Raw genomic sequence first — 23,822 nt, forward strand, 5'->3', positions numbered from 1 at the left:
TTCAATGTCGAATTTTAGTACCAGAATTGGGAGTACCAGAATTGGGTGTCCATGTGGTTTACTGTCAAGCAAGAAGGAACAGGTTCGGCACACCCTAAGGCAAGTGATAAAATCACCGTGCACTACCACGGCACGCTGTTAGACGGCACTGTATTCGACAGCTCGGTCGATCGCGGAGAAACCATCCAGTTTGGCCTCAACCAAGTCATTAAAGGTTGGACAGAAGGGCTACAACTGATGGTTGAAGGTGAGAAAACCCGCTTCTTTATTCCGGCTGAACTGGCCTACGGCAACCGCGCAATTGGCTCTATCCCGCCAGGCTCTGTGCTAATTTTTGATGTTGAGCTGTTCAAAATCAATTGATCTCACTTTGCTTCAGCGATTAATTGTCGATACAAAAAACCGCCTAGATGGCGGTTTTTTATCCCTGTAGGTTTAAGATACACTCCGCCTGTCAGTAGGTTGTTCAACGTTGAGTATGTTGACCTGTGATTATCCTACGACTTCGGTAGCAAAAGCGGGGCAAACTAATTTCTTGTATCCCCCCTTTTAGGCTGCTGTTTTTCTAAAAGGGCCATTAAACTTACGGTCAATAATCAGCATAAATGTACATAATTCTCTTATCTACATTTGGATCACAAGGCTGTTCACCTCCTTCAAACCATACTGAGACTGCTTGTCTAGCAACAGCAGAAGATAGCAATAGCGAGTATGTACTCTTACCTTGGGTTGATGATGTGTCAAAATAATAATAATTGTAGGCAGCATTACATGAATCGTCTTTTGGCTGAAACTTTACTAATTCGCCTTGAGGGTAAATTCGCTTAATTTCCCCTGTGCTAGCCTGTACAGCTGAAGATAAAAAACTTACTAGTAAAATGGCAAAACCAAAGTAATTTTTCATTTTGTCTCCTTTGTCACTTAAAACATAACAGAAGTCTATCGATTCTGACCACGCCCCATAAAAAACCTGATAGTAGCTACTGGTGGGTATAAGATACGTAAGCGAGCCTGGTCAACAATCGAAGGATTTGAGTCCCTGCGAATGCTGAACAAGGTCAGTTTAATTCCTGGCTACGGACGGATAACCCAAAATTCAGAAGCAATAAGCCGTTTTTTAATTAACTGTTCAATGTTAAGATCTGTCAACCCCATCTTTTCATCAGGAAACCAACATATAAAGCTAATTAAACAGTCTATTAAAGACTACCTATACCCGTTATAAAAATTCATAAACCTGTCAGAAAAAATCAGTTACAATATGAACCATACCATTAGCTCAATGACAAGCCACCATTTTTAATAGTGGCCACTTTTATTTATCAACTTTACGGTCAGGAATGAATAAAAGCACCATTAAAATAATTTGTAATACAACTAGAAATATCTTCACATATGAATTTGACACTTCATCCGTAGCAACCATTAACAAAAAGAAAGATACCATTAATTTAAAGACAAAAGCTTTTGTACCGAACTTTTTTGTGTAAACCGTATAACAAAACATCACTAACGCGATAGTTACTATCATTCCTAGCCTTCCTTACTTAAACCTGCTTTCTATTTCATTTGCGTTACCGTACAACTGATAAGCATCATTTACTGTCATAAACTGCGCAGCACTACCATATACTGAAACTGATCCTGGCGTAGCTTTAACCACAGTGCCATACATACTTACATTTTGGTAAACATCCATCTTAGGCCTCGTACTTAATGGAGCTTTAAGTGCTGATATTGATATGGCGATATCCGCATATACATAAGCCTTATCAAGACCCAAATGTCCATACACCTCTTTAGTAGCATTTCTAGGTTCACTTAAACCAATTACGCTACCCAGCGTCGTTATACCTTCCTCGATATTACCAACTCCATGTATCATATTGCCAAGCCCAAAAGAAACCGAAACAGGAGCAGCATAAGGAGCATAAGAAGCAGAACTGACCATTAACGTACCCGCAACAAGCTGTCCTGCTCCAGCAATTACTTTTAAACCTGAATCTCTTGTTTTTATCAAGTTGCATTCAAAATTTTCAATGAAATTATTAGCTTTAGCGCTCATATTATACTCATCATTAACGAGATTTAAGGCACTGATAGTATTTTCAATTGAGCCATATGTTAATTTTGATATAGAATTAGTATAATAATTTATCTCCTCACTAAGATCTCCCGCAACTTCTTTTCTCGTATTGAGCATTCCTACTTCAGCTGCTTGTTTCTCTGGTATGCTAGTTCCCGTCTTGATGTCATTTGAAGAACCATTATGCTCTCTCCCCCCACCATTTGACAAACCATTATGCCCTCCAGTTGGCGTAGTGTTAGAAACCTCACATGTTCCACCATACGTATCTCCCCACGTAAACCCCGTTAGGTCCGTATACTTCATTGGGTTATTCCTAACATAACTATAGCGGTTAAAACTATTTGTCATATATGGTGATTGTACAACAGGATCCGCACTCAAGAACCGGCCCAGTTCTTGGTCATAGACCCGGCCGTTCATGTGGATCATCCCGACCTCCGGCAACTGCTCATGACCGGTATAACCACGGTTGGTCAAGGTAAATTGGCGCAAAGTACTGGCGTCGTCTTCATCTGTCCATTGGATATTGCGAGTTTTACCCCACAAAACAGCCAAGCTGAAGAGTGGCGGTTGCAGGAAGGCGTGGCTAAATATACACAATCAGAGCTGTTCAACCATCGAGGAAGTCAATCCTCGATGGCTGAACAAAAGGTAATTAAATTCTTCGTTACGAATTGATACTCCGAATAATGAAGACAACGGCCCACCTCCATGAATCGATTGTTCAATGTTGAGTATGTTGACCTGTGATTATTCCGCACTTAGGTAGCTAAAGTGGGGCTAGATCATTAGTTGCAACAGCCCCAAATTTCTTGCAACAAGCGCTTACTGAGTACCAGCTTTATATTTTTTTTTCATATCATTTTCTATCCACTTTATAGATTTATTTAGCCAGTCACTTGGGGTGATAAGACGGTTTGCATCATCAATCAATAGTTCATATAGTGTCTCATTCATACCTTCAATTTTGACTGTATAATCTGCATTCATGATAAGAAGTTTATACATTGCTTTATAATTACCAATAAAATAGGCTGAAAAAAGTGGGGTTAACCCTTTAAAAGCTTTTGGGCCTGTCGTATTAATGAAATTTATATCAGCTTTATTAGCCACTAAGAGTTCAATGAGTTCATCATTATCTAGTCCTATAGCCCCAAAAATTGGTGTATTTCCATTAGCTAAGGATACTAAATTTGGCTCGGCACCATGTTGCAACAAAACGTCTAAATACCAGGTGTCTTTATTTTCTGCAGCTTTGTGAATAACCGAACCACCACTTTTAAACGCAACGTTTGGATCAGCACCTTTACTTAATAAATGTTCAAAAGAATTTTTATCTTTCATAGCCCAGAACAAAACCGTTGCATCACTTGTACCTCTATAATTTATATCCACTCCTTCGGCTAAAAGCCTATTAACATGTGTTATATTTCCTCTAGCAGCAGATTCAGCTAACTCTCTCACCCTCTTATCTGGGAACATTGTATCAAGAGTCATAAAATAAACATTTTGTCTTTGAACCTGTTGTTGATATTTTGACTCAGCTGTTTCAAGCGATGATACAGAAGAAAACGCAGCGGTCGTCGCACTAGCGAAAAAGCAAATTACGCTCAATAATACTCTCATTTTATAACCATATTCCCTTAACATGATAAACAGATCCCATAGCTTCCCTTAGATAATCATTTCCAGCTATATGTGCTGCCTTAAGTCCATCCAAACTAAGAGCCATGGTCGGATTGCAGGTGCTCTAGTTTTATATCCAGGAATATTATTTTTAGCCCAAACATCGTTAACACCGTGGTGATTAACCAAGGGAGAGTTTGTTGGTCGGTAAGGTATCAAACTTTTTTACGCCACTTGTAACATTATTGCATCAAAAGTAGCGCAGTTACAACCGTTTAACTACAAAACATGAATATCATCGATAGTAATTACAAATTTCCCAGACTCGTCTTTTCTAACGTCAGCCGACAACGTTAAATCACTAACTTCGCCGTCGTACCACAAGTCAAACTCAACTTGGCTAGCTTCCGTTTTTTCATCATATACATCGTAAATACATGCAGAGTCATAAGCGGATTCTGGGGGCAAACTTATCGTTCCAGGATAGTCCTTTAGCGCAGTCTCAATCTCAGCCTGTGAAAGTCGCCCATTCTCATTCCGAGCGACTATTTCAGCAAAGTTTGAGCGGACAAGAAGCGCAACCAAGTTCTTAAGCAAGTTTTTAATTATGTCGTTCACTTTATTCACTCCTTTATCTATTCCTGTTACCGACTTGCCTCATCGGTGTGCTCGGTGTAACCCCTAAACCTCCGAAGTAATCGTCAGTCCTTTGGATATGAGAACGCGCTTCACTCTTTGATAGCCCTGCCTTACGAAGTGCTTTGTAGCCGATACGTCGTTCAGCTGCATAGGTTCCGCCGCCTCTTTGCCTCTGAACTTGTGTTGCAATGTAATGTTCAGAGCCTTTTGCCGTAGAAGGGCCGTTTAGTTGAACTGCTGGAGCATCCATCCTGTTATAACCGGAAATATTCTTAGCGGCAGCATCCTGGATGACATGATGAGAATCTTTTACCCCAGCATTCTTAAGTTGCCTATGAGTGCCGAATGCTCTGTTTGCAACATTAGGACCAGGTATCCTTTTTTCAACAAAACCTATTCCGATTGATAATGATACACTACCGAGCGTTCCAATAAAATTCTCTCTAGTAGCATTTAAGACTTCATAATAGCCTTGCTCAATAGCCCTTATATTCGTTACGTAATCAATAGCTTCATCAATGACGTTTATAATGGCTTGGCTCTCAACAGAAGGGATTTCGCTATACGTAATCTGTTGTTCATCAACAGGCTCACTGATTAATGAGTTATTCTTTGAAGTATCGCTTCCCTGATGATGACGATCTCGTCCATTATTCCGATTACTCTCTCTTCGCTGGTCTTTAGGCCCACCCAAGTCGACACTCGTACGGCCTAACCCGTCATCTTGACCGCTTCCTTCAACAAGTACAAAACCGGTTGGATCGACATATTTCAGTGGGTTATTGGTGACATAGGAATAGCGATTAAAGCTATTGGTCATATACGGCGATTTAATAATCGGATCCGCACTTAAAAAACGCCCCAGTTCTTGGTCATAGACTCGGCCGTTCATGTGGATCATCCCGACCTCCGGCAACTGCTCATGCCCGGTATAACCACGGTTGGTCAAGGTAAATTGGCGCAAAGTACTGGCGTCGTCTTCATCTGCCCATTGGATATTGCGAGTTTTACCCCATGGGTCGTAACTACGACGTTCTACAATAAAGCCGTAGCAGTCGGTGATCATGTCCACCGATCCAAGGGCATCGTAATGCAAGTAGCGGATCTGCCTATCTTCAAGGTGATTGTCGCTATCGTGTTTCTGAATATTCAGTGCAATCAGCTTGCCATCAGCATAAATAAATTGCTTGTGCTGCACCTCGCCGGTATTCAGATTGGTCTATATAGTCAAACTATTCAATAATGGGTGCAAATAGAACATCATAAACAACCAAGGCCACGCATTTTAGTGAGTTGGTCATTACGATAGCATTAATGATCAAACGCTATTCATTTTACTGGTTGTGCAATGCGAAAATTCGGCAACTCATATTTTTTACTTTCATAATAGAGAACCACCATAGCATCTGATAGACGAACAGCCCATCTCAGTAATGTAAATAATATTGGCAACAGTACCTTCTTGATAAAGATTTAATATCATGAAAAAGATAAGGATAATCACCATCGCCAATACAACGTATGCTTCGACCATGGTGATTTATTATCAGAAAATTAATGTAACTTTAAACTTGGTCGCAATACGCGATTAATGCGCCCAACAAATACCATCAACGCGGTTTTAAATAGCCCATGTAGAGCCATTTGGTGCATTCGATACAAAGAAATATAAACCAGACGGGCTAACCGTCCTTCGACCATCATGGAGCCCTTGGTTAAGTTACCCATTAAGCTTCCGACCGTCGAAAAGTTACTTAACGAAACTAACGAACCGTGGTCACTATAAACATAAGGTTTTTGTGCCTTACCATTCAATTGCGCGACAATATTTTTGTAGGCATGTGAGGCCATTTGATGCGCGGCCTGGGCGCGAGGAGGAACGATACTACCATCACTTTGCTCACAACAAGCCAAATCACCAATAGCATAAATGGCATCGTCACGGCTAGTTTGCAATGTCGATTTAACCACCAATTGATTAATACGATTTGTCTCTAGCCCAGCGATGTCTTTCATAAAATCCGGTGCTTTTATTCCTGCCGCCCATACCATTAGTTGGGCAGGAATTTTCTCCCCTCGCTGGGTGATCAAGCCTGTTTCGTCAGCTTTCGTCACCATTGTCGCTGTACACACATTTACCCCCAAATTAACAAGCTCCTGATGAGCTGCTGAGGATATTCGTGGTGGTAGTGCGGGTAAAATACGCTCGCCTGCCTCGACTAAACTAACATTCAACTTTTTGCTATCGAGATCACCAAAACCATAACTCTTTAGTTCCTTCATCGCATTATGTAGTTCAGCCGACAATTCAACCCCCGTCGCGCCAGCTCCGACAATAGCGATATCAACCGTTTTTTGCTCTACACTGGCATGCAGCTTTAAAAACTGATTGTTCATTTGGATGCGAAAGCGATGAGCCTGCTCTGGGCTATCAAGGAAAATACAGTGCTCCTTGACCCCAGGCGTATTAAAGTCATTTGAGGTAGAACCAATGGCTAACACCAAGATATCGTAACTAACATGACGCTCTGGCATAATTTGCTCGCCTTTCTCATCATGTAAGGCTGCTAACCGTATGCTTTTTCCCTCTCTATCAATAGTCTCTAAGCTTCCTAACTGGAATTCAAAACCATGATTCTTGGCATGAGCACGATAGCTAAGCGCATCCACACCAGCATCTAATGAGCCAGTTGCCACTTCGTGCAATAAGGGTTTCCATAGATGGCTAGACTTACGATCTACCAGCGTTATCTCGGCCTTATTTTTTCGTCCATACTGTCGACCAAACTTAGTGGCTAGCTCTAAACCACCAGCCCCTCCACCAACGATAACTATTTTTGTCATTATATTCCCTCACAAGCTAACAAATTCTGACGGCTCAGCAATAGTGACGCAAACGTTACCACCCTGATCCGGATCACAGTTTAATGTAATGGATTATGATCTAGTTCTGTTATCAAAGAAAGAAGAATTCAACTTTTTCTGTATGTTATAAATAAATGTTTAACCATTAGTGCCTGCAGTCGCGCAAAAAATAGCCGTATTGATAGCCAATTTTCGATGCTTTGCGCTGCGCGATCTGAAGAAACAACAAGCTCAAATCAATCACTCCAGATATTATTCCAATCCAACTTATTTACCAACAAATTAGAACACTAACCTTTACACCTCATTGCAAATAACGCTAAAAACGTGAATAGCGCCGCAACAATAGCGACAATAGACACACCAATTTGATTTTACTCGCCCTTTCTGGAAGATAATAGACGCAGATATTAATTAGACATCAAAGGAATTGTGTCGCACATGATTACATCAACGCCTCAGGAGAGGCATCCTAACGGCGGTGAAAGCCAAGGTAATAAATGGACTTTTTTGGAGCCCGTTGCTGAGGATGGAGATGACATCTTTAGCCTGATAGCAAACTGCCCTCCTCTCGATGTGAACTCATCCTATTGCAATTTTCTCCAGTCGACTCACTTCAATCGCACCTGCATTATTGCTCGGCATCGTGGTGACATTGCTGGATTTATATCGGCTTACCGCAAACCCAATGAGACAAAAACCCTTTTCGTGTGGCAAGTTGCTGTTTCTCCAACGTTCCGCGGTCAGGGGTTAGCATTTAGCATGCTTAACGCACTCCTTAAGCGAAGTACGTTAAGCACGATAACAACAGTAGAAACCACCATTACCGAAGAAAATACACCGTCTTGGGCGCTATTTAAAAAACTGGATGCGCAATATGGTCAATGTGGTCATGTCAGTACATTTTTGGATAAGAAAAACCATTTTAAAGGGAAACACGATACGGAATATTTGTATCGAATCCCGCTAACTCATCTCAATCAATAGGATTTTAAACAGTCTTCTTATGAATATTTTTAATAAGCAAGAATCGAATGTACGCTCTTACTCAAATAACTTTCCTGTTGTGTTTACCAAGGCGAAGGGATGCTGGCTTGAAACAGACACTAAAGAACGGTACCTCGATTTTCTGGCTGGGGCCGGATCACTTAATTACGGTCACAATAATCCTGTATTGAAGCAGGCTTTACTTGAATATATTGAGATGGATGGCATTACTCACGGCCTCGATATGCATTCAGAGGCAAAAGCCAAATTCTTAACCGCTTTAGAGCGTTACATTCTTGCTCCCAGAACATTAGATTACAAAGTTCAATTCACGGGTCCAACGGGTACAAACGCCATTGAAGCAGCGCTAAAGCTAGCACGTAAGGTCACTGGGCGTAGCTCTATTGTCGCGTTTACTAATGGTTTCCATGGCTGCACGGCTGGGGCATTGGCTGCAACAGGCAATCAACACCACCGCCAAGGAGCAGGGACTAGCCTCAACAACATCACACGCCTCCCCTTTGAAGGTTACGCGGAGGTAGATGGCTTGAAATTATTCGAAACCATGCTGGCTGATCGTTCTGCAGGGATTGATAAACCAGCCGCAGTATTGCTGGAAACGGTACAAGGAGAAGGCGGACTTAATGTTGCCTCTAACCGATGGCTGCAACACTTAAGCCATATCTGCAAGGCTAACAATATATTAATGATTGTGGATGATATCCAAGCAGGGTGTGGCCGCACTGGCACTTTCTTTAGCTTTGAACCTGCCGGCATTTGCCCCGATATTGTGACGTTGTCTAAATCAATTGGTGGTTATGGGTTGCCTATGGCAATTGTGTTAATGAAGCCCGAACTCGACATCTGGAAGCCTGGGGAACACAACGGTACATTTCGAGGTAATAGCCACGCATTCATAACAGCAGCTAAAGCCCTAGAGACTTATTGGTCAAACAATCAGCTTGAAGCCCATATCGCGCAATGCTCCGAAAAAATATCGCACGCACTTGGGCGCTGTATTGCACGCCACCCTAGCCTTTTTGTCCAACAAAAAGGCAGAGGCATGATGATAGGAATTGAATGTCACAATGGCCAACTCGCCAGTGAAATTGCAAAAGCCTGCTTTAACAGCGGTATGGTGATTGAAACTGCGGGTCCAAATGACGAAGTAGTGAAGTTTTTCTGTCCACTCATTATTACAAAAACAGAATTGGAGCAAGGATTAGCCATTTTTGAGCAAGCCGTCGTTCACGTAGAAAATATACGCCTCAAAAAAGCATCATAAATAGGGAATATAGAATGATTGTTAGGACACTAGATGAATGCCGTGACAGTGAACGTAGAGTTGTATCAGAGACTTGGGAGAGTATTCGTATGCTACTCAAACATGACAATATGGGCTTCTCTTTTCACATTACAACTATCTACGAAAATACTGAAACGCATATTCACTATAAAAATCACTTAGAGTCAGTGTACTGCATAAGCGGGGAAGGTGAGATTGAGGTAATAGGAGGAGCAACTTATCCCATAAAGCAAGGAACATTATATGTGCTTGATAAGCACGACAAACATTACCTAAGGGCATTTAAAGATCAAGAGATGGTGATGGCATGTGTTTTTAATCCCCCCATCACAGGCAAAGAAACACATGATAAGGACGGAGTCTACCCTCTCATTGATTGAAGCTTAAACAGGGCATTGTAAAATGAGGAAGCAGCCACAAAGGGCTGCTTCCTACTTGGGATTGCGGTTAATTATTGCAGTACACTTTCCACTCTGCTACTTCTACCAGAATGAGTAATGCTACGGGTTTTGATATCCGTTGCATGGCTAACGTCTACAGGCCCGTAGTAAGGAACCCAAGTTTGCCCTCCATCAAGCGAATATTGATTTTGTAATCCAGGGAAACGCGTATTAATGGTCAGCTTGCCAGCATCAATTACCGCTCCAGGCAGTGGTATACGATAATTAACACCAACTCCATCACTAACCTGTTCATAAATATCAACAGGTTGTATGTACTCTAATTGAGCTAAAGCGTATTGGCCCAAAGTATTCGAGAACACATCCCATGCACGATCCATCGCAGTCTTACCGTTTTGATCGGGTAAATCTTCGACAGGCATATCTGTTACCCATGCTCGTTCAGCCACACCCAGAAGTTTTGGAAACACTAAATATTCCATTATCTCTGGTGATTTCGCGTTTTCAGCAAAGAGTTGCCCCTGCAAACCTGTTACGTTCTTTTTCCCTTCTTCAGAAAGGTGGACCCAAGATGGGTTCCATGAAACAGGATTACCCAACTTGTCTATTTTACCATTTGCGTAGATATTAAATGGCCGATACTCAAAGGTCTTTTTGGTGTCAGTATAACCCGCCCAATGATAACCAATTTCGTCTGGGTGTTTATTGTATGCGAGATCAAAATATAAGTTAGTTGCATGCGATAACACCACTTTATAGCCTTGATTCGCAAATTCGTACGACTTATGTTCATTCCCCCACCCCCAAACGTTGTTCCAAAAAATCGGGTATATTTCGCCATAATCCACATTTCCTGTGCCGTTGTGGGTCAATACATCACCCCAACTCGCCATTTGAAACCCATTTTGACGAATAATGTTTGCCCACTTAACAAAAAAGTAATCAAACAACTCAGCGTCTGTTTTACCCGCTGTTTCAGGGTTACTTTGAATCGCTGGTGATTTCGCCCACCACTCATTTGGCCCTAAATGAGGAAGCTCGTCACCACCACCATGCAAACGTGTTGCCTTTGCACCCGGCACCGCGTCGTACATTGCCTTTGTTTCTTTGATAACTTTATTAAGAAACTCATAAGTGCCAGGTAATGATGGATTCACTATGTTGTCGGTGTAGAACTGGGGAGTATAATATGTTGATTCGTCTTGTGGATCGATTAAACGATAGCGGTTCGCTTCGACAAGATCACTGTCTTTATACTTATTATAACGGTATTCCATTGCTTTAATTGCAGCACGCGCGTGTGCAGGAAAATCGTATTCAAGAATGACATCTATATGGCGATCTGCTGCATATTTTAGAATGTCTTTAAAGTCTTCTACCGTATAATACCCCCACCCTTTACCAAGGAAGTTCTGTTGCGCAATTTCGAACCCTTGGAACTGAGGCGCAACACCATTGTTCGCTTCAACCACGTTACGAGGTTTACCCTCTATTCCATCTCCGGGTTGAAACTCATTACTTGACCCCATAAAGGTATGTAACATAGACGTTTCTTCAATATCATAACCACGCTTAGATCCAAATTCAGTTAACTCGGGAATACCGGGGATTTCGATACGCCAGCCCTCATCGTTGGCTATATTAATTTCAAATTTGTTAATCTTGTAAAAAGCCAGAAGATCTATCAGCTTAAAAATGGTGTCTTTACTTTGGAAGTTTCGGGCAACATCCAGCATCATCCCTCGATATTCGAAACGGGGTGCATCGTATGCGCTCATCGCCGGTAAGACAGCATGTTGCATTTTGTTCCCCGTTACCGAGGCTTTATAAACATCTTGCGGGATCAACTGCCTTAGGGTCTGAATACCATAAAACACGCCACTGGCGTCTTTACCTTCTATAACAATGCCATTAAATGGATCAATATCTAACCGATAGCCTTCACTATCTGGCGTTCCGTCTGAATCCGTGTCTAAGTTTGAATTCAATTTGAGCGTAATAAGGTTTGCTGTATCTGCTCGCTCTGAATTGATAGGAAACTCCCCAACCACAAGGTCTTGCAAAGCACTTTGTAAATACAGTGCTTCCTTGTTGAGGCTATCAGGTGCATTTATTGCCCCCATCCAACCAAGTAGTGTTAAAAATGCGCCGTCTTTATTATGTGCAGATTGCAATTGTGGCACAACTTTGTTTTCAAGGGCCAGTTCCAACGTCGGCGTAGTGTTTTCATCAAATCTAAGTGCTGGCGTTTGCACCGGCATAATATCGTATATGCTCTGTCTGGTTTGTTTTAAGTCTGACGGATCCATATGAACATCCACAGATACCGCTCTTGGTGTTTCACCATTAAAAGAAATATGAAATCCTGATGGCGAATCATTTTTCAGCATTTGCCAATATTGTGCAGTAATGAATATTTCTCTAGACTCACCAGGATAAATTGGCTCAAAACCAGCAACAGGCTCTAAAACAAAATAGTCACCACTTTTAGATATATCTGCATTCCTTAACACCAAATTTTGAGCGGCAATTTCGTTACGTGCCAAATTTCCATCTTCACTATCTAACGGTAACACAGAGGCTGGCGGGCGCACAGAGCTATAATATAGTGACCAACCACTATCTCCGAGAATTTCAGAGCCATTGTTCGTAATCGTTAAACTGCCAAGGAACTTATTTTCACCTATATTATGATCGATAACCTTCCATAATAAATCTAGTTCTTTAGCTTGAGGATGATACATTTCTGCCAATGTAAATGATGACATTGCCATATTTGCTGCTAATGCGATAGTTAGCATTTTCAATGGGAATTTTATTTTGTTCATTCTATTCCACTCCAGAATTAAATGCACATGAGAGGTCCGTTCATGTGTGTACAATTAAGATTAGGGATAAGCCCGAACTGACTAGCGAAGGTACATATATTAAGTAAGATGTACCTTGCTAGTTTTATATCAACACTGAATACCGTATTGGCTATCTACGGTTAATCATTCGCTTAAACTGATGGCGACGGCCACGTAACGTAAGGCCAAGTCGCATAATGTTTTCTGGTGGTGCAATGCCGCTATACCCTCCATCACCTATATGCACAATATCAGCGCCTGCCGCCTTAGAAGCCATTGCGACTTGCTCAATATACGACTCTGTTGCCCCCTCCTGAGATGTACCTATTGCCAACATCCCTAACATGCCACTGTTATGTACCGCTGCCATCATTTCTTTAGCCATATCAGCACAAACACCCGGAGTGGTATAAGGTGCTGGGAACATCATAATGTCCGCCCCTGCTTCTGCAAAACCAGGAACAATATTGAGGTTATAGTCGTTACCGACACCACCCGCGTGCATTTTCCCCGCCACGACAATGATATCTTTCGATACATTTCGCACCAGCCCAATGGCTTCCATGATGGTTTCTTGTGTAACGCAATTACCAGGGTTACCCGTTAACATGACATAATCTAAGCCTAGCTCAACCGCTCGCTCAACCGTTTCTTTTGTGACCGTACGACCAACGTCGACATGACCGACATTCGCAGGCACAGGCTCTAAATTACAGCCAATTAATCGACCTGTAAGCGCCTTAACTTGCTCGATTGTCATATATTCATCAGCAATCTCTGACAACACTTTAATTTTTGGATCCATAATATCCAAGCAGTTAAGCGTAATCATGTCTGCACCAAACGCGGCCGCAATTTCAGGCCCTGACACCAAATCAATTGGTGGGGTAATCGATACCACGTTTTCCACCATGATGGTACGGCCTTCTGAGTGACGAATGCTATTTACGACTTGTTCTCGAGATGCATTTCGAACATCTTCCGCGGTATAATCAAATATACGCTTCTTCATGGTTCTGACTCCTTTGCAACTGATAATGAATGGCTACAATTTCCTCCGCTAATTCACGGCACAACATAGTGGTCATTATATGGTCCTGAATATGAGTCAGAATTAATGTCATGGTGACTTTTCCTGCTCCCTCATCAAACCCAATTAAGGATGTTTGAGACTTGTGCACGTCTACTAGCGCACTGTCACCCGACTTAAGAAAAGCTTCTGCTTCTTTGAATTTGCCTTGTCTTGCTACTCGCATCGCTTCCATAAAGGCAGAGCGAGCTTCACCGGCTTGGCATAACAATGTCATCAAAAACTCTTCCGAAATATCTGATTCGTTATTAATTTCTAACTGCATCAAGATCGCCTCCATTCACCGTTGTTGTCTCCGGTTTCTTCTCTTCCATTGCTTGTTCTTCTGCCAGTAATTGGCGCTCATGAACTTTAAGGAAGGGATAGAAAATAATGCCACTCACAACAACACTGCTTAATACGACCAGCGCAGCTGTTCCTGAGTTAGTTGCGATGATGGCACCGATCGGCGCAGGCATTGTCCATGGTGGGATTGCGATGATCTTTGCAAGGAAGCCAGTTTTAAAGGCCATCCAAACAATGACTGTATTAACGGTTGGCGCAAGCATCCAAGGGATAAAGTAAATTGGGTTCATCACTATTGGCGTACCAAAAATGACGGGTTCATTGATATTAAACGTCCCCGGGACTATCGACATCTTACCAATGGTTTTAAGTTGAGTTGCTTTAGAGCGCATCATTAACACGACTAAGCCCCACGTACCGCCAGCACCGCCAACGAAAATAAAGAAATCCATAACCGGATTAATAAAAATGGCAGGAAGGGGCTCGCCAGCGGCCAGCGCATCTTGGTTTAAGCCAAGGTTAATAAGCAGCATAGGACCGATAATACCACCAACAACCGAACCACCATGGATACCACTGAACCAAAGCATCTGAACTAACAACACGGCAATTAAACACGCAATGAAACTATCCGATGCTACAACCAGCGGTTGAAACAATTGCATAATTGCAGAAGGAATTTGCATTCCGAATTGGTCCAGATACACGTTCACAGACATAACGATAATCGAGATAAAAACAATAGGTATCAGCAAATCAAATGATGCTGATATCTTTGGAGGCACAGCTGCCGGCATCTTGATTCGGATGTTGTATTTAATAAGTAACCGCTGCATTTCTGGTACGAATAAGCCACAAAGGATCGCCGTGAATGCGCCTGTGCCACCAAGGAATGCACCAGGCAACACACCACCAATATCAACGCTAATCATAGGTGCTGCTGCCAATAAGAATGCAAACATAGAAAGCATCCCCGTATTCATTGGGCGTAACTTATACGCTTCAGCTAAACTAAACCCAATCCCAAAAGCTGCGTACAAGGCAAATATGCCCATACTAAGCTGGAAAGGAGCCATGATGTTATCGAACCCGATAACAGCAATTAAACCATGCCACGCATCAAAGAAAGCATTTCCTTCAGAGGGTGGGAAGGCTAAAACCAATAACATCGAACCCACAATCAAAAATGGCATGGTCGATACAAAACCGTCCTTGATTGCATTAACGTGTTTTTGAGCCGATATTTTTCCCGCCACAGGAGCCACTACATTTTCTACAAAACTCAATACTTTATCGAAAATAGCCATTATACTAACTCTCCATCGTTGCCTGCGCTTGATACAATTCCATTGCTTGCACTAACACCGCATCACCTTTCAATAGACCGTAATCCATCATATTGATCAGTCCGCAGCCTTTGCCTAAAATGGCGGCTCTGGATTTAAACTCTTCGTATTTAAATTTGACTTGAGGGGCAACGAGACACACATCACTCCATTGAATACACTCTTCAAACTCCGCAATTGAATGGGCTGAAATTTCACAATCCACACCTTTTTCGCGCGCTGCCTGCTCCATTTTTGCCACAAGCATGCTTGTCGACATACCAGCCGCACAGCATAAAAATATTTTCATCTATTCCCTCTCCATAGGTCATTTACTACTCTGAGAATCAATATGTAATCGGTTTAAGTAACCGCTTACATATAACCACGATCAATACACTGACCGCAGAATATTAATGTTAATATGCAACAGGGATCTATTTTTACGTAGATAATTAAGACGCAAAACAAGACATGGATCACTGTTGACAATATGGGTGACAAGCCAGATAAGTCGAAATATATAGAGAACATGACATGAAGTATTGATAAAAATAACAATTCGGCAAGCTTTACTAGATTATACAAGGATGTTATTTTACGATGAAAAATAAATATTTTGGGAGATTAATAATATCTAGAATAATAAAAAGGATGTTCTTGTAATTTCACAGTTTTCTTTTTCGCCACTCATCCCTATTAAGACCATAAAGCGATTCGGCTTGAAATAGCATTACAAAGTAAACTAACAAATAAGGCGATACACTTAATATGCTAAAGACTTTACTTCACAGTCAGTTAAGTAACGCCATTGCCCAACATCGACATCAAGACTAACGTCACCAATAGCCTCACGATGAAGCGACACCACACGGTTACCCACCGCAGAAAACATGCGCTTTACCTGATGAAATTTACCCTCTGTAATAGTTAAAAGCACCTCATTAGAGCGAATAATTTTCAAAATTGCGGGTCGCGTTAATTGCTGCTCCCCTTGTAATTTAATGCCGCTTTTAAACTTAACGACGACGTCGTCTGCAATCGGTCGCGACAAGGTCACACGATAAACCTTTCCACACGCTCTTGTTGGTGCCGTAATATTGAATGACCAACGTCCATCATCGGTAATTAAAACCATGCCTGTTGTATCTGCATCTAAGCGACCTGCAATATGCAGTTCACTTACATTATAAGCATCCAAATAATTAAACAGCGATGGGTATACTTCATCCACATTGGAACAGATCGTTCCCGCAGGTTTATGCATAAGAATGTAACGAAAATCACGCGCCTTCAGCTTTACGCCATTCAATAATACTGTATTATTTTCATGAACTTGAACCGCTTCATTCATTACGACATCGCCATTAACCCGAATGTCACCCTGTTTAATTATTTTGATGGCTTCACTCTTTGTTAACTCGGTGCTTTTACAAATAAACTTATCAAGACGCATTTAAATCACTTTTGAAAACGAGAAATAGTCACGCATTATCCTGTGTTGCTTCGAATAATCAATGATTTTCGCCACCTGTTGACCGAGCGCCGAGAATTTTTCTAAGTGCTGGTATGCGTATTACTTAAATGGTGCGAGATCTATCCCTTCGATGTCACACACAGCCTTGATCGAGGGGTTTAAACAAAGGCGCTTCAAATACGCAGCTAGATGCTCCAAAGTCAGTGGCGATTTTTCTATTGGCAGCGACCATTCCGCAAGCATAAAGAGGAAGTAGTCACATGCTGTTAGGGTATCACCAAGTAAGTACGCATTGTGCTCTAACTGGTCGTTGATGATTGATAATGCGTCAGCAACTCTTTCGTCCTGCGCCGCTACAACATTTGGAATGGTAGCTTCATCATTGGTGTGACGATGAGGGTAATAGCGAACCATGAGTTCGGCTTGCAGCGTGTTATTTAGAAATGCTAACCACTGATAAAATAAAGGGCGCAGAGGGTTGCCGATAGATGGCATTAGATCTGATTCAGGGAACAACTCACAAATATGTATACAGATAGCCAAACTTTCGAAAACTGGCTGTTCATCCACAACTAACGTGGGTATGCGACCTGCTGGATTAAGTCTAAGGTAATCCGCTGACTTCTGGGCGTTTGATTTCTTATCAACTAGCAGTAGCTCATAGTCTGCATTCAAGTGATGAAGCAAAAAATGAGGGGCTAGACTTGCATTGTTTGGATAATAGTAAAGCTTGAACAAATTTTCTTCCTTGTCTCTAAAATTGTAAGCACTCATAGCGTCTGCAATAAGGTCTCTACTTATACCATAAAAAGATAAAAAACTATTGCTTAGAGCATAAACCTAATAGGAATTAATTGTTTTAAGCCAATCCTCAAAAGATAATAACTCTGAATTCTCTTCACGCAACGAATTTATATCAGCACACCAGCCATCATTTGCATAAAAGGTAAACATTTGCTTCATAACTTTAGGAAGTATGTATTTGGTAAACTTTGGAAACCTCATTGGTGAAACCTTTACATTCTTAATTTTGTCAATTTTATCGAAAATTTCATTTAGCGACAATTCATCTCCTGCAATTTCCATCTCCTTCCCTAAATATTTATCTGGATAGGAAAATGAAAGCGACACAAACTTACCTATATCCTGAACGGATATTAACTGAAACCTGTCATCACCTTTAAGGTATAAACTCAACATACCTGTCATGACCTTTATGGTTTTAGGGTTAGCAAATGTTTCCATATATCCTACAGGCCGTAATATTGTATAAGGTTTATTGATCCTCTTAAGATAATTTTCTATTTGCTTTTTATCTTTGTAATGTTCAACTTCAGTATATCTATCAGCGCCTCCTACCGAGGAATAAACTATATGTTTAACATTCGACTCCTTAGCGAGGTCTAACAGTACTTTTCCGTATTCAATCGAACTTCTTGTAAACGGCAGCGCAAAAAACAACCCATGAGCATTATTTAGTAGCAATTTCAATGATGACTTGTCACTTAAGTCCCCTTTGAATATCTCAACGCTCTGATCAAATGTGGTTTTTGCGCTTTTTGGGTTACGAACTAAAGCTCTAACTCGATACCCCTGTTTTATCAACTTTCCAATGACCGACTGGCCTTGATTGCCAGTAGCTCCAACAACCACTATTAATTTATTTTCCACCAAAATAATCCTTTTAAAAACGCACAAGTTCTCTCAATTATTGACGAAAGAAGGTGTCTTCTTCACAAGATCGTATGTAGCATGGCAGTCGACTTGAACAATCTATTATAACTCTTCAGCGATTGCATCAACCTCTGTCTCAACCAGCCACGAAGGGTCTATGAATCCCTTTACTTCAACAAACGTGCAGGCAGGACGTTGCTCTCCGAACATCTCCCCGTGAGCCTTTGCCGCTAACTCCCAATCGCGAATATCTGTAAGCATTATTCGTGTACGAATTACATCATTGATAGTGCCACCCGCCTCTTCTATTGCACGAAGGGATATTTGTAAACAGTACTTAGTTTGTTCATAAACCTTACCTTCAAACACCGTTTCACCATTATCGATCGGTGCAGTACCTGCTACCGCAATATAGTTACCAATACGACTCGCTCGGGAAAACCCTATTGGTCCTTCAAGATGAGAGCCTGAACTTACTAACTTTCGCATATTACTTCCTTGTGAGATATAACGCCGAGCGTGTAGTGCCTATTAACAGATTGGTTTGAAATTATATATACACCCGAAACCAGAAGCCGCAGCGCGTTACAATCAATTAAGCCAACACAGTTTTCGCTCGACACTCTATAGATACAAATGATCTCCGTTGCGTATAGCACTAATATGCATAGTATCCCAAGCTCCATTTCTTTTAATTTTAAACTGTTCAATACTAAAGTTAAGTAGATTTTCAGCATATGGGAATGGCTCCGCAACTTTCATTAATTGAAAGTGCAAATGTGGCTGAATTGACGTACCTGAATTACCTACCGCACCCAGAAATTGTCCTTCAGTAACCATGTCGCCTTTATTTACCATGACAGAGCCAGATTTCAAATGCGCTAATAATGCAAAGAAACCACCATCTTCACTTTTTAACACTATATAATTACCTCCAAATTTATTAAACATTGAACCACTTGGATGGCGCTTTACTAAAGATGTAATTAAATCTTTTAGAAGACTTATCTTCTGGCGATCATTTTCACCATCATAGCAATCAACCACCTCACCGCTAAATGGAGAAAAAACTGGTTGATCCCATGCAAAAACCGAGGTCACAGGAATACTGACAAATATATGTGGTAATAACAACAAAGCAGGGTAAGGATTCTTTCTGTCATCCACCGCTAAAAAATCAAAGGCTAACTCTGGATGACCAGGAGCATTTATAATTGCCCACTGCCCTTTTAAAGGGCTCTTTATTACAATACCTTCCACATTATCCTCCATGAGATCTAAAGAATGAGATTAATTCTCGTTCACAGACACCTGATAAACGTACCTACTTATTTTATCTATATTTTCACAAAGAGTTTTTAATGTTCCTTTATCATCCGCACCTAAAACCACTAATAGCATAACACTATATTACGCTTGTAGTTCCATTAAGTATTCATATCCCGAGTTTTTGACAACTTCGAAGCCTAGTTGCAAATACAATTTTTTCGCGGGGTTCGTATTGATAACACTTAAACCAACTTTAGATTTTGTTGTTTCTGCTTGGACAATAAGGTTAAGAATTAGCTTACGACCAATTTTTAAACCTTGAAACTCTGGTGTGATCTGAATTTGAACCAAGTACCAATAATTAAGTTCTTGATTATATTTAGCTTTGAACAGACCAATAGGCTTACCGCTGAGCTCAACGATTTTTGCATGAGCAAACTCAAAGCGTATTCTCTTTTCATATTCATCGGTAGTTATTGGCATACCTGCTTCTACGAGATATTGTCTCATTGTTTTATCTCGCAGAGACAGCAAAAAAGGAATGTCTGATTCATTTGCTTGTCTAAGAGAAATATCCATCTTTCCTCCAAAATTCTAGCCGTGTTAAGGGGCGATAAAACGCCAGCACCTGGCCTAAGCCACGGTGCTAGGACCACTAAAATCGATTCAAACACAAAATACCAAGCGTTGAGTTCACAGCAAAGGTGTTAAACCACTCTCAATGAGCTCATCGCCAACGTTGTACTCTTCTAACTACCAAGTGACCAGCTATGCTATTGCTTCATGATTTCTCATAGATTTTATCACAAAATAATAATATATATAGGAAGATGCAAGTATCAAATCTACCGCGACGATTAAATACATCAAATTTATTATTTCATGACTTACTAAGTAATGAGTCGCAACCATTGCCCAAACAAAACGAACAACACCATTAAATAATGCAATTTCAATACGCGATGAAACATTCTTAGATGCATAAATGAGTATCATTCCAATAAGAAATAATGCTAAACCAGCAGTATTAAGAAATAACATATTCCCTCCATCATTTGGAGGAATCCAATCATTACCGCCAAGCCCTAAGAAGGCATTTAACCAATTAAACAAATTAATATACGACTCATGTAGAAATGGCATTGAGAATGGAAATGCAACAACACAATTAAAAACACCGCCCCCCATAACCCAACGTTGCGCCGCTCTTTTACTATCCATAATAATCTAACAACCTCCTGAAAATTTGTCGCTTATTGCCTAAAACCAACCATAAGAAGCTCCTACCGAAACTACTAAGCGCACTATACTTCTTGTAACCCCTATCATTCGATGGTTAACACCATGAACGCTACTGAACTACTTCCTTTATGAACAACACCTTACCAACCTGACGCGGCAAGGTAAACGCCCGGCAACCTTTGATGCCTATTCTCGTGCAGTTCGTCGAATAAGTCGGTTTTTTAACTGCTGCTCAGACACATTAACCACCGAGCAGCGCAAGCAATACTTCGCCAGCCTGATTAAGACCCACTCATGGAGTACCGTCAAACTCGACCGCAACGGATTGCAATTCTTCTACCACCCACAACGCAGGCAGTGGCACGAGAGTAATAAGGGCTTCCTCCGGGACCGCTCCCCACCGAGTGGGTAGTCGACTGTCGTAACGTTGGGCGGGGCTTACCGGTTGTGCAGTTCTTGTGGCTTATCTTGCAACATGTGCTGCCAAAAGGGTTACAGCGGGTGCGGGATTATGGCTTGCGCCATGGCAGTTACCTGAACAAACCAAGCCCCAGAAAGCAAAACAGGACTGCCCATGTTGCCAGCATGCTATGTGCTGTGTCGGCGCCACCCGACCGAGATAGCCGCAAGGCAAATTGAATAAGGATAATGGCACTCAACACCTACGAGGAGAACGCCAACGTAATACCGAACTCAGGCAGTAAGACACTGAAGTGAATAGCATTGTTATCACTTCTAGGCTGCGCTCGTCTTGAGCAAAGTCGCGGGCGCAAGGCCTAGCAAACTCCCTCCGAGCAATTTACTTAATAAGGTTATTCGGGCTTGTCCAACAACCGGATAGAAGTGTCGGCTGCGCGACACGTATCCTTATTTGTTAGGCCAAATGTCGAAATATAAATTGCACACAGTAATATCAAGGGTAACATCATCCATTTTACAGCAGCAACCATAGAATGAAACCAAAACACCTCATTAATAAATTCATTAGGACTTCGTAAAAAAAACACCTCCATTGTATTCTCTAAGCAATCCAAAAAGCCAGCAAAGAATGGAACAAATACTATTAGGTTTAGTCTTGGGTCAAGGTAATAACACTTTTTACGAAGAAGATAAGCTAAAAGTGATGAAAAGAACAGAGAGTATGAGGCTGCATAAATATAATCTAAATAAATCCAATCTAAGAAGTAAGCAACTCCATCACTACCCCAGCTATTTATGATATTCAAACCGACAGTTTGATCAAACGCTAGTTGCAATTTAATAACACTAAATCCATCACTAGAATCAATGTTTGGATTCAAAACAAACATAACAAGATAAAACATAATCACTGTGACCACTGTAGAAACCGACAATACCGACACTTTACTTAAATAGTTAATTAAACTTGAATTGGTTCCATTGTTGTTGTTAAAATTTCCCATTGTAAGCACCTTTACATTCTGTTGATATAGAAATCCTATTATATTATTATGTCGCCAACAAGAATGCACAAAAAAGTGCCATACACACAAAATGTATACCATTGGAGAAATAATGAATAATGATATCAGAACTTGTAACCCTGACTGCCCATACGAAGTTGCATTGAATATCATTGGTGGAAAATGGAAAGGTTTCATCATTTTTCATTTATGGAACAGCACAAGACGTTTCAGCGAATTACAACGACTCATTCCCAATGTCACGCAAAGAATGCTCACCAAGCAACTAAGAGAGCTTGAAGGCTATAAAATTATCAAAAGAACTGTATATTCAGAAGTTCCCCCGCGGGTTGAATATTCTCTCACAGAGACTGGAACATCAATTAAACCTGTATTGGAAGCAATTGAAAAATGGGGGATCAAATACATTCAAGAACAAGAGAAGTCCATGTAGCCCAATTAAGGTGTGAGTAACGCTACCACGTAACTTAACCTTACCACCGTAAACACTGTACTCAAATTTAGCACCAAAAATGCCAAGCATTAGGAATCCGCCTTAAATGCCTTGTATGCGTATTCTCCCACACGCACTAGACTGAGTTTTTCACTCTCTTCTGGAGCTTCAAAATACTGAGTCACATGATGAAATACAGCCTCCGTGTCAAACATAGCTCTTTCGGGTTGTTCAATTCGACGTTTAGCAATTTGGGATAAACATTGCTCATCTGTTAAATCTAAATACCAAAGCTCATGCTCACTACCTACTTCGACGCACAGTGATACGAACCAAGCTCTTTGCTTGATAGTATTCGCGGGAAAATCCATGACAACGTTAACCCCGACATTCAACAAACTTTGAACATGGCTTTTAACAAAAGGCTTAATGAGATTTGAGTACTTAATGTAGTCGTCAAATGTTTGAATTTGCGAAGGATAATGAGCTGACAACCAATCGTCTTCTGAAATTAGGACTGCATTATTTTCAGCAACCACACCCTTAGATTTCGTCGATTTACCTGCTCCCATCTTGCCACAGAAGAAGAACAGCTTTCCCTGATTTTCCATGTTTCCTCCATTTACGCATAACGAATGACATGGATTCCCCTCATGAAGATCTGCCACACTTAGGTGGTAGCTGTGAGAATGCTGGAGGTAACCATATCACATTCCATCTGTTATTGCGGTGTTGACCTTGCTAAACACCACTTCAGTTTACACGCCACCGACGAACGAGGCGCTGTTCTCATTCACAAGCCCACGGCAATCGCATGAAC

The 23,822-nt window shown here is 41.2% G+C and carries 27 protein-coding genes and 4 pseudogenes; 9 read left to right on the forward strand and 22 right to left on the reverse strand.

What is annotated here, in order from left to right; genetic code table 11:
* The first annotated feature begins 45 nt into the window (after positions 1–45).
* Positions 46–363: a BamJ family beta-barrel-assembly machinery protein gene (bamJ, locus tag ACKLNH_RS00855; protein ID WP_487248057.1), complete on the forward strand. Its 318-nt coding sequence runs from the start codon at positions 46–48 to the stop codon at positions 361–363.
* A gap of 226 nt (positions 364–589) precedes the next feature.
* Here the strand turns inward: bamJ and ACKLNH_RS00860 are convergent, their stop codons facing one another.
* A complete protein-coding gene (locus ACKLNH_RS00860; protein WP_413110350.1) occupies positions 590–904 on the reverse strand; it encodes a hypothetical protein in 315 nt (104 codons plus the stop codon).
* A 37-nt stretch (positions 905–941) separates the two neighbouring features.
* On the opposite strand from ACKLNH_RS00860, the pseudogene ACKLNH_RS00865 reads away from it, so the two are divergent.
* Positions 942–1,125, forward strand: a pseudogene (locus tag ACKLNH_RS00865) (DDE-type integrase/transposase/recombinase); the annotation flags it as partial.
* Positions 1,126–1,543: 418 nt separating this feature from the next.
* Here the strand turns inward: ACKLNH_RS00865 and ACKLNH_RS00870 are convergent.
* The gene (locus tag ACKLNH_RS00870) at positions 1,544–2,392 is read right to left on the reverse strand and encodes a hypothetical protein (RefSeq protein ID WP_413110765.1); all 849 of its coding nucleotides are present in this window, start codon (positions 2,390–2,392) and stop codon (positions 1,544–1,546) included.
* Positions 2,368–2,569: pseudogene (locus ACKLNH_RS00875) on the reverse strand (RHS repeat-associated core domain-containing protein); the annotation flags it as partial. The gene ACKLNH_RS00870 and the pseudogene ACKLNH_RS00875, both read right to left, overlap by 25 nt.
* Here ACKLNH_RS00875 and ACKLNH_RS00880 point away from each other — a divergent pair.
* Positions 2,540–2,767, forward strand: coding sequence for a hypothetical protein (locus ACKLNH_RS00880; protein WP_413110766.1), 228 nt, complete (start codon positions 2,540–2,542; stop codon positions 2,765–2,767). The pseudogene ACKLNH_RS00875 and the gene ACKLNH_RS00880 overlap by 30 nt on opposite strands.
* Before the next feature lie 147 nt (positions 2,768–2,914).
* On the opposite strand, the gene ACKLNH_RS00885 is transcribed toward ACKLNH_RS00880, so the two are convergent.
* From ACKLNH_RS00885 to ACKLNH_RS00905, 5 genes are all read right to left on the reverse strand, one after another.
* The gene (locus tag ACKLNH_RS00885; RefSeq protein WP_413110351.1) at positions 2,915–3,715 is read right to left on the reverse strand and encodes an ankyrin repeat domain-containing protein; all 801 of its coding nucleotides are present in this window, start codon (positions 3,713–3,715) and stop codon (positions 2,915–2,917) included.
* Positions 3,716–3,781: 66 nt separating this feature from the next.
* The gene (locus ACKLNH_RS00890; protein ID WP_413110352.1) at positions 3,782–3,934 is read right to left on the reverse strand and encodes a hypothetical protein; all 153 of its coding nucleotides are present in this window, start codon (positions 3,932–3,934) and stop codon (positions 3,782–3,784) included.
* Positions 3,935–3,994: 60 nt separating this feature from the next.
* The gene (locus ACKLNH_RS00895; protein WP_413110353.1) at positions 3,995–4,333 is read right to left on the reverse strand and encodes a DUF7668 domain-containing protein; all 339 of its coding nucleotides are present in this window, start codon (positions 4,331–4,333) and stop codon (positions 3,995–3,997) included.
* Positions 4,334–4,346: 13 nt separating this feature from the next.
* Positions 4,347–5,552 carry an RHS repeat-associated core domain-containing protein gene (locus tag ACKLNH_RS00900; RefSeq protein WP_413110354.1) on the reverse strand — a complete coding sequence of 402 codons (1,206 nt, stop codon included), beginning with the start codon at positions 5,550–5,552 and terminating at the stop codon, positions 4,347–4,349.
* A 356-nt stretch (positions 5,553–5,908) separates the two neighbouring features.
* Positions 5,909–7,198: an NAD(P)/FAD-dependent oxidoreductase gene (locus tag ACKLNH_RS00905; protein ID WP_413110355.1), complete on the reverse strand. Its 1,290-nt coding sequence runs from the start codon at positions 7,196–7,198 to the stop codon at positions 5,909–5,911.
* Positions 7,199–7,660: 462 nt separating this feature from the next.
* On the opposite strand from ACKLNH_RS00905, the gene ectA reads away from it, so the two are divergent.
* Genes ectA through ACKLNH_RS00920 form a run of 3 tightly spaced genes read left to right on the forward strand, consistent with a single transcriptional unit; the run spans position 7,661 to position 9,892 of the window.
* Positions 7,661–8,206: a diaminobutyrate acetyltransferase gene (gene ectA, locus ACKLNH_RS00910; protein ID WP_413110356.1), complete on the forward strand. Its 546-nt coding sequence runs from the start codon at positions 7,661–7,663 to the stop codon at positions 8,204–8,206.
* A gap of 19 nt (positions 8,207–8,225) precedes the next feature.
* Positions 8,226–9,491, forward strand: a complete 1,266-nt coding sequence (gene ectB, locus ACKLNH_RS00915; protein WP_413110357.1) for a diaminobutyrate--2-oxoglutarate transaminase — start codon at positions 8,226–8,228, stop codon at positions 9,489–9,491.
* Between the two features lie 14 nt (positions 9,492–9,505).
* Entirely contained in the window at positions 9,506–9,892 is a 387-nt protein-coding gene (locus ACKLNH_RS00920) for an ectoine synthase (RefSeq protein ID WP_413110358.1), read from the forward strand.
* Between the two features lie 71 nt (positions 9,893–9,963).
* Here ACKLNH_RS00920 and ACKLNH_RS00925 read toward each other — a convergent pair whose 3' ends face one another.
* From ACKLNH_RS00925 to ACKLNH_RS00980, 12 genes are all read right to left on the reverse strand, one after another.
* Entirely contained in the window at positions 9,964–12,741 is a 2,778-nt protein-coding gene (locus ACKLNH_RS00925) for a family 20 glycosylhydrolase (RefSeq protein ID WP_413110359.1), read from the reverse strand.
* 151 nt (positions 12,742–12,892) lie between these two features.
* The gene (locus ACKLNH_RS00930) at positions 12,893–13,774 is read right to left on the reverse strand and encodes a DUF7916 family protein (RefSeq protein WP_413110360.1); all 882 of its coding nucleotides are present in this window, start codon (positions 13,772–13,774) and stop codon (positions 12,893–12,895) included.
* Positions 13,755–14,117: a PTS lactose/cellobiose transporter subunit IIA gene (locus ACKLNH_RS00935; RefSeq protein WP_413110748.1), complete on the reverse strand. Its 363-nt coding sequence runs from the start codon at positions 14,115–14,117 to the stop codon at positions 13,755–13,757. Before ACKLNH_RS00935 ends, ACKLNH_RS00930 begins: the two co-directional genes overlap by 20 nt.
* A complete protein-coding gene (locus ACKLNH_RS00940; RefSeq protein ID WP_413110361.1) occupies positions 14,101–15,444 on the reverse strand; it encodes a PTS sugar transporter subunit IIC in 1,344 nt (447 codons plus the stop codon). Before ACKLNH_RS00940 ends, ACKLNH_RS00935 begins: the two co-directional genes overlap by 17 nt.
* Before the next feature lie 4 nt (positions 15,445–15,448).
* Positions 15,449–15,772: a PTS sugar transporter subunit IIB gene (locus ACKLNH_RS00945; RefSeq protein ID WP_413110362.1), complete on the reverse strand. Its 324-nt coding sequence runs from the start codon at positions 15,770–15,772 to the stop codon at positions 15,449–15,451.
* Positions 15,773–16,228: 456 nt separating this feature from the next.
* Complete coding sequence (locus ACKLNH_RS00950; RefSeq protein ID WP_413110363.1) at positions 16,229–16,918, reverse strand: pseudouridine synthase; 690 nt, start codon at positions 16,916–16,918, stop codon at positions 16,229–16,231.
* 120 nt (positions 16,919–17,038) lie between these two features.
* Positions 17,039–17,677 carry a glutathione S-transferase family protein gene (locus ACKLNH_RS00955; protein ID WP_413110364.1) on the reverse strand — a complete coding sequence of 213 codons (639 nt, stop codon included), beginning with the start codon at positions 17,675–17,677 and terminating at the stop codon, positions 17,039–17,041.
* Between the two features lie 102 nt (positions 17,678–17,779).
* Positions 17,780–18,610, reverse strand: coding sequence for an NmrA/HSCARG family protein (locus ACKLNH_RS00960; protein WP_413110365.1), 831 nt, complete (start codon positions 18,608–18,610; stop codon positions 17,780–17,782).
* A 105-nt stretch (positions 18,611–18,715) separates the two neighbouring features.
* Positions 18,716–19,102, reverse strand: a complete 387-nt coding sequence (locus tag ACKLNH_RS00965; RefSeq protein WP_413110366.1) for a RidA family protein — start codon at positions 19,100–19,102, stop codon at positions 18,716–18,718.
* A 135-nt stretch (positions 19,103–19,237) separates the two neighbouring features.
* Positions 19,238–19,873: a M23 family metallopeptidase gene (locus tag ACKLNH_RS00970; RefSeq protein ID WP_413110367.1), complete on the reverse strand. Its 636-nt coding sequence runs from the start codon at positions 19,871–19,873 to the stop codon at positions 19,238–19,240.
* A 150-nt stretch (positions 19,874–20,023) separates the two neighbouring features.
* Complete coding sequence (locus ACKLNH_RS00975; RefSeq protein ID WP_413110368.1) at positions 20,024–20,461, reverse strand: GNAT family N-acetyltransferase; 438 nt, start codon at positions 20,459–20,461, stop codon at positions 20,024–20,026.
* A gap of 189 nt (positions 20,462–20,650) precedes the next feature.
* Entirely contained in the window at positions 20,651–21,103 is a 453-nt protein-coding gene (locus ACKLNH_RS00980; protein WP_413110369.1) for a hypothetical protein, read from the reverse strand.
* A gap of 133 nt (positions 21,104–21,236) precedes the next feature.
* Between ACKLNH_RS00980 and ACKLNH_RS00985 the strand changes: the two are divergent.
* Positions 21,237–21,485: pseudogene (locus tag ACKLNH_RS00985) on the forward strand (phage integrase N-terminal SAM-like domain-containing protein); the annotation flags it as partial.
* 23 nt (positions 21,486–21,508) lie between these two features.
* A pseudogene (locus ACKLNH_RS00990) lies at positions 21,509–21,747 on the forward strand (transposase); the annotation flags it as partial.
* A gap of 189 nt (positions 21,748–21,936) precedes the next feature.
* On the opposite strand, the gene ACKLNH_RS00995 reads toward ACKLNH_RS00990, so the two are convergent.
* Positions 21,937–22,548: a hypothetical protein gene (locus tag ACKLNH_RS00995; protein ID WP_413110370.1), complete on the reverse strand. Its 612-nt coding sequence runs from the start codon at positions 22,546–22,548 to the stop codon at positions 21,937–21,939.
* 112 nt (positions 22,549–22,660) lie between these two features.
* On the opposite strand from ACKLNH_RS00995, the gene ACKLNH_RS01000 reads away from it, so the two are divergent.
* A complete protein-coding gene (locus tag ACKLNH_RS01000) occupies positions 22,661–23,002 on the forward strand; it encodes a winged helix-turn-helix transcriptional regulator (RefSeq protein ID WP_462476581.1) in 342 nt (113 codons plus the stop codon).
* Positions 23,003–23,091: 89 nt separating this feature from the next.
* Here the strand turns inward: ACKLNH_RS01000 and ACKLNH_RS01005 are convergent, their stop codons facing one another.
* Entirely contained in the window at positions 23,092–23,613 is a 522-nt protein-coding gene (locus ACKLNH_RS01005; RefSeq protein WP_413110371.1) for a P-loop nucleotide/nucleoside kinase family protein, read from the reverse strand.
* Between the last annotated feature and the right edge of the window lie 209 nt (positions 23,614–23,822).

Origin of the sequence: Thaumasiovibrio clandestinus, assembly GCF_047250365.1 — a bacterium.
Lineage (GTDB): Bacteria > Pseudomonadota > Gammaproteobacteria > Enterobacterales > Vibrionaceae > Thaumasiovibrio.

What these genes read in the sequence shown, in the direction of transcription:
- ACKLNH_RS00860 (WP_413110350.1), bottom strand. Translation starts at nt 904, where the DNA reads ATGAAAAATTACTTTGGTTTTGCCATTTTACTAGTAAGTTTTTTATCT.
- ACKLNH_RS00870 (WP_413110765.1), bottom strand. Translation starts at nt 2,392, where the DNA reads ATGAAGTATACGGACCTAACGGGGTTTACGTGGGGAGATACGTATGGT.
- ACKLNH_RS00880 (WP_413110766.1), top strand. Translation starts at nt 2,540, where the DNA reads ATGACCGGTATAACCACGGTTGGTCAAGGTAAATTGGCGCAAAGTACT.
- ACKLNH_RS00885 (WP_413110351.1), bottom strand. Translation starts at nt 3,715, where the DNA reads ATGAGAGTATTATTGAGCGTAATTTGCTTTTTCGCTAGTGCGACGACC.
- ACKLNH_RS00905 (WP_413110355.1), bottom strand. Translation starts at nt 7,198, where the DNA reads ATGACAAAAATAGTTATCGTTGGTGGAGGGGCTGGTGGTTTAGAGCTA.
- ectA (WP_413110356.1), top strand. Translation starts at nt 7,661, where the DNA reads ATGATTACATCAACGCCTCAGGAGAGGCATCCTAACGGCGGTGAAAGC.
- ectB (WP_413110357.1), top strand. Translation starts at nt 8,226, where the DNA reads ATGAATATTTTTAATAAGCAAGAATCGAATGTACGCTCTTACTCAAAT.
- ACKLNH_RS00920 (WP_413110358.1), top strand. Translation starts at nt 9,506, where the DNA reads ATGATTGTTAGGACACTAGATGAATGCCGTGACAGTGAACGTAGAGTT.
- ACKLNH_RS00925 (WP_413110359.1), bottom strand. Translation starts at nt 12,741, where the DNA reads ATGAACAAAATAAAATTCCCATTGAAAATGCTAACTATCGCATTAGCA.
- ACKLNH_RS00930 (WP_413110360.1), bottom strand. Translation starts at nt 13,774, where the DNA reads ATGAAGAAGCGTATATTTGATTATACCGCGGAAGATGTTCGAAATGCA.
- ACKLNH_RS00935 (WP_413110748.1), bottom strand. Translation starts at nt 14,117, where the DNA reads ATGCAGTTAGAAATTAATAACGAATCAGATATTTCGGAAGAGTTTTTG.
- ACKLNH_RS00940 (WP_413110361.1), bottom strand. Translation starts at nt 15,444, where the DNA reads ATGGCTATTTTCGATAAAGTATTGAGTTTTGTAGAAAATGTAGTGGCT.
- ACKLNH_RS00945 (WP_413110362.1), bottom strand. Translation starts at nt 15,772, where the DNA reads ATGAAAATATTTTTATGCTGTGCGGCTGGTATGTCGACAAGCATGCTT.
- ACKLNH_RS00950 (WP_413110363.1), bottom strand. Translation starts at nt 16,918, where the DNA reads ATGCGTCTTGATAAGTTTATTTGTAAAAGCACCGAGTTAACAAAGAGT.
- ACKLNH_RS00965 (WP_413110366.1), bottom strand. Translation starts at nt 19,102, where the DNA reads ATGCGAAAGTTAGTAAGTTCAGGCTCTCATCTTGAAGGACCAATAGGG.
- ACKLNH_RS00975 (WP_413110368.1), bottom strand. Translation starts at nt 20,461, where the DNA reads ATGGATATTTCTCTTAGACAAGCAAATGAATCAGACATTCCTTTTTTG.
- ACKLNH_RS00980 (WP_413110369.1), bottom strand. Translation starts at nt 21,103, where the DNA reads ATGGATAGTAAAAGAGCGGCGCAACGTTGGGTTATGGGGGGCGGTGTT.
- ACKLNH_RS00995 (WP_413110370.1), bottom strand. Translation starts at nt 22,548, where the DNA reads ATGGGAAATTTTAACAACAACAATGGAACCAATTCAAGTTTAATTAAC.
- ACKLNH_RS01000 (WP_462476581.1), top strand. Translation starts at nt 22,661, where the DNA reads ATGAATAATGATATCAGAACTTGTAACCCTGACTGCCCATACGAAGTT.
- ACKLNH_RS01005 (WP_413110371.1), bottom strand. Translation starts at nt 23,613, where the DNA reads ATGGAAAATCAGGGAAAGCTGTTCTTCTTCTGTGGCAAGATGGGAGCA.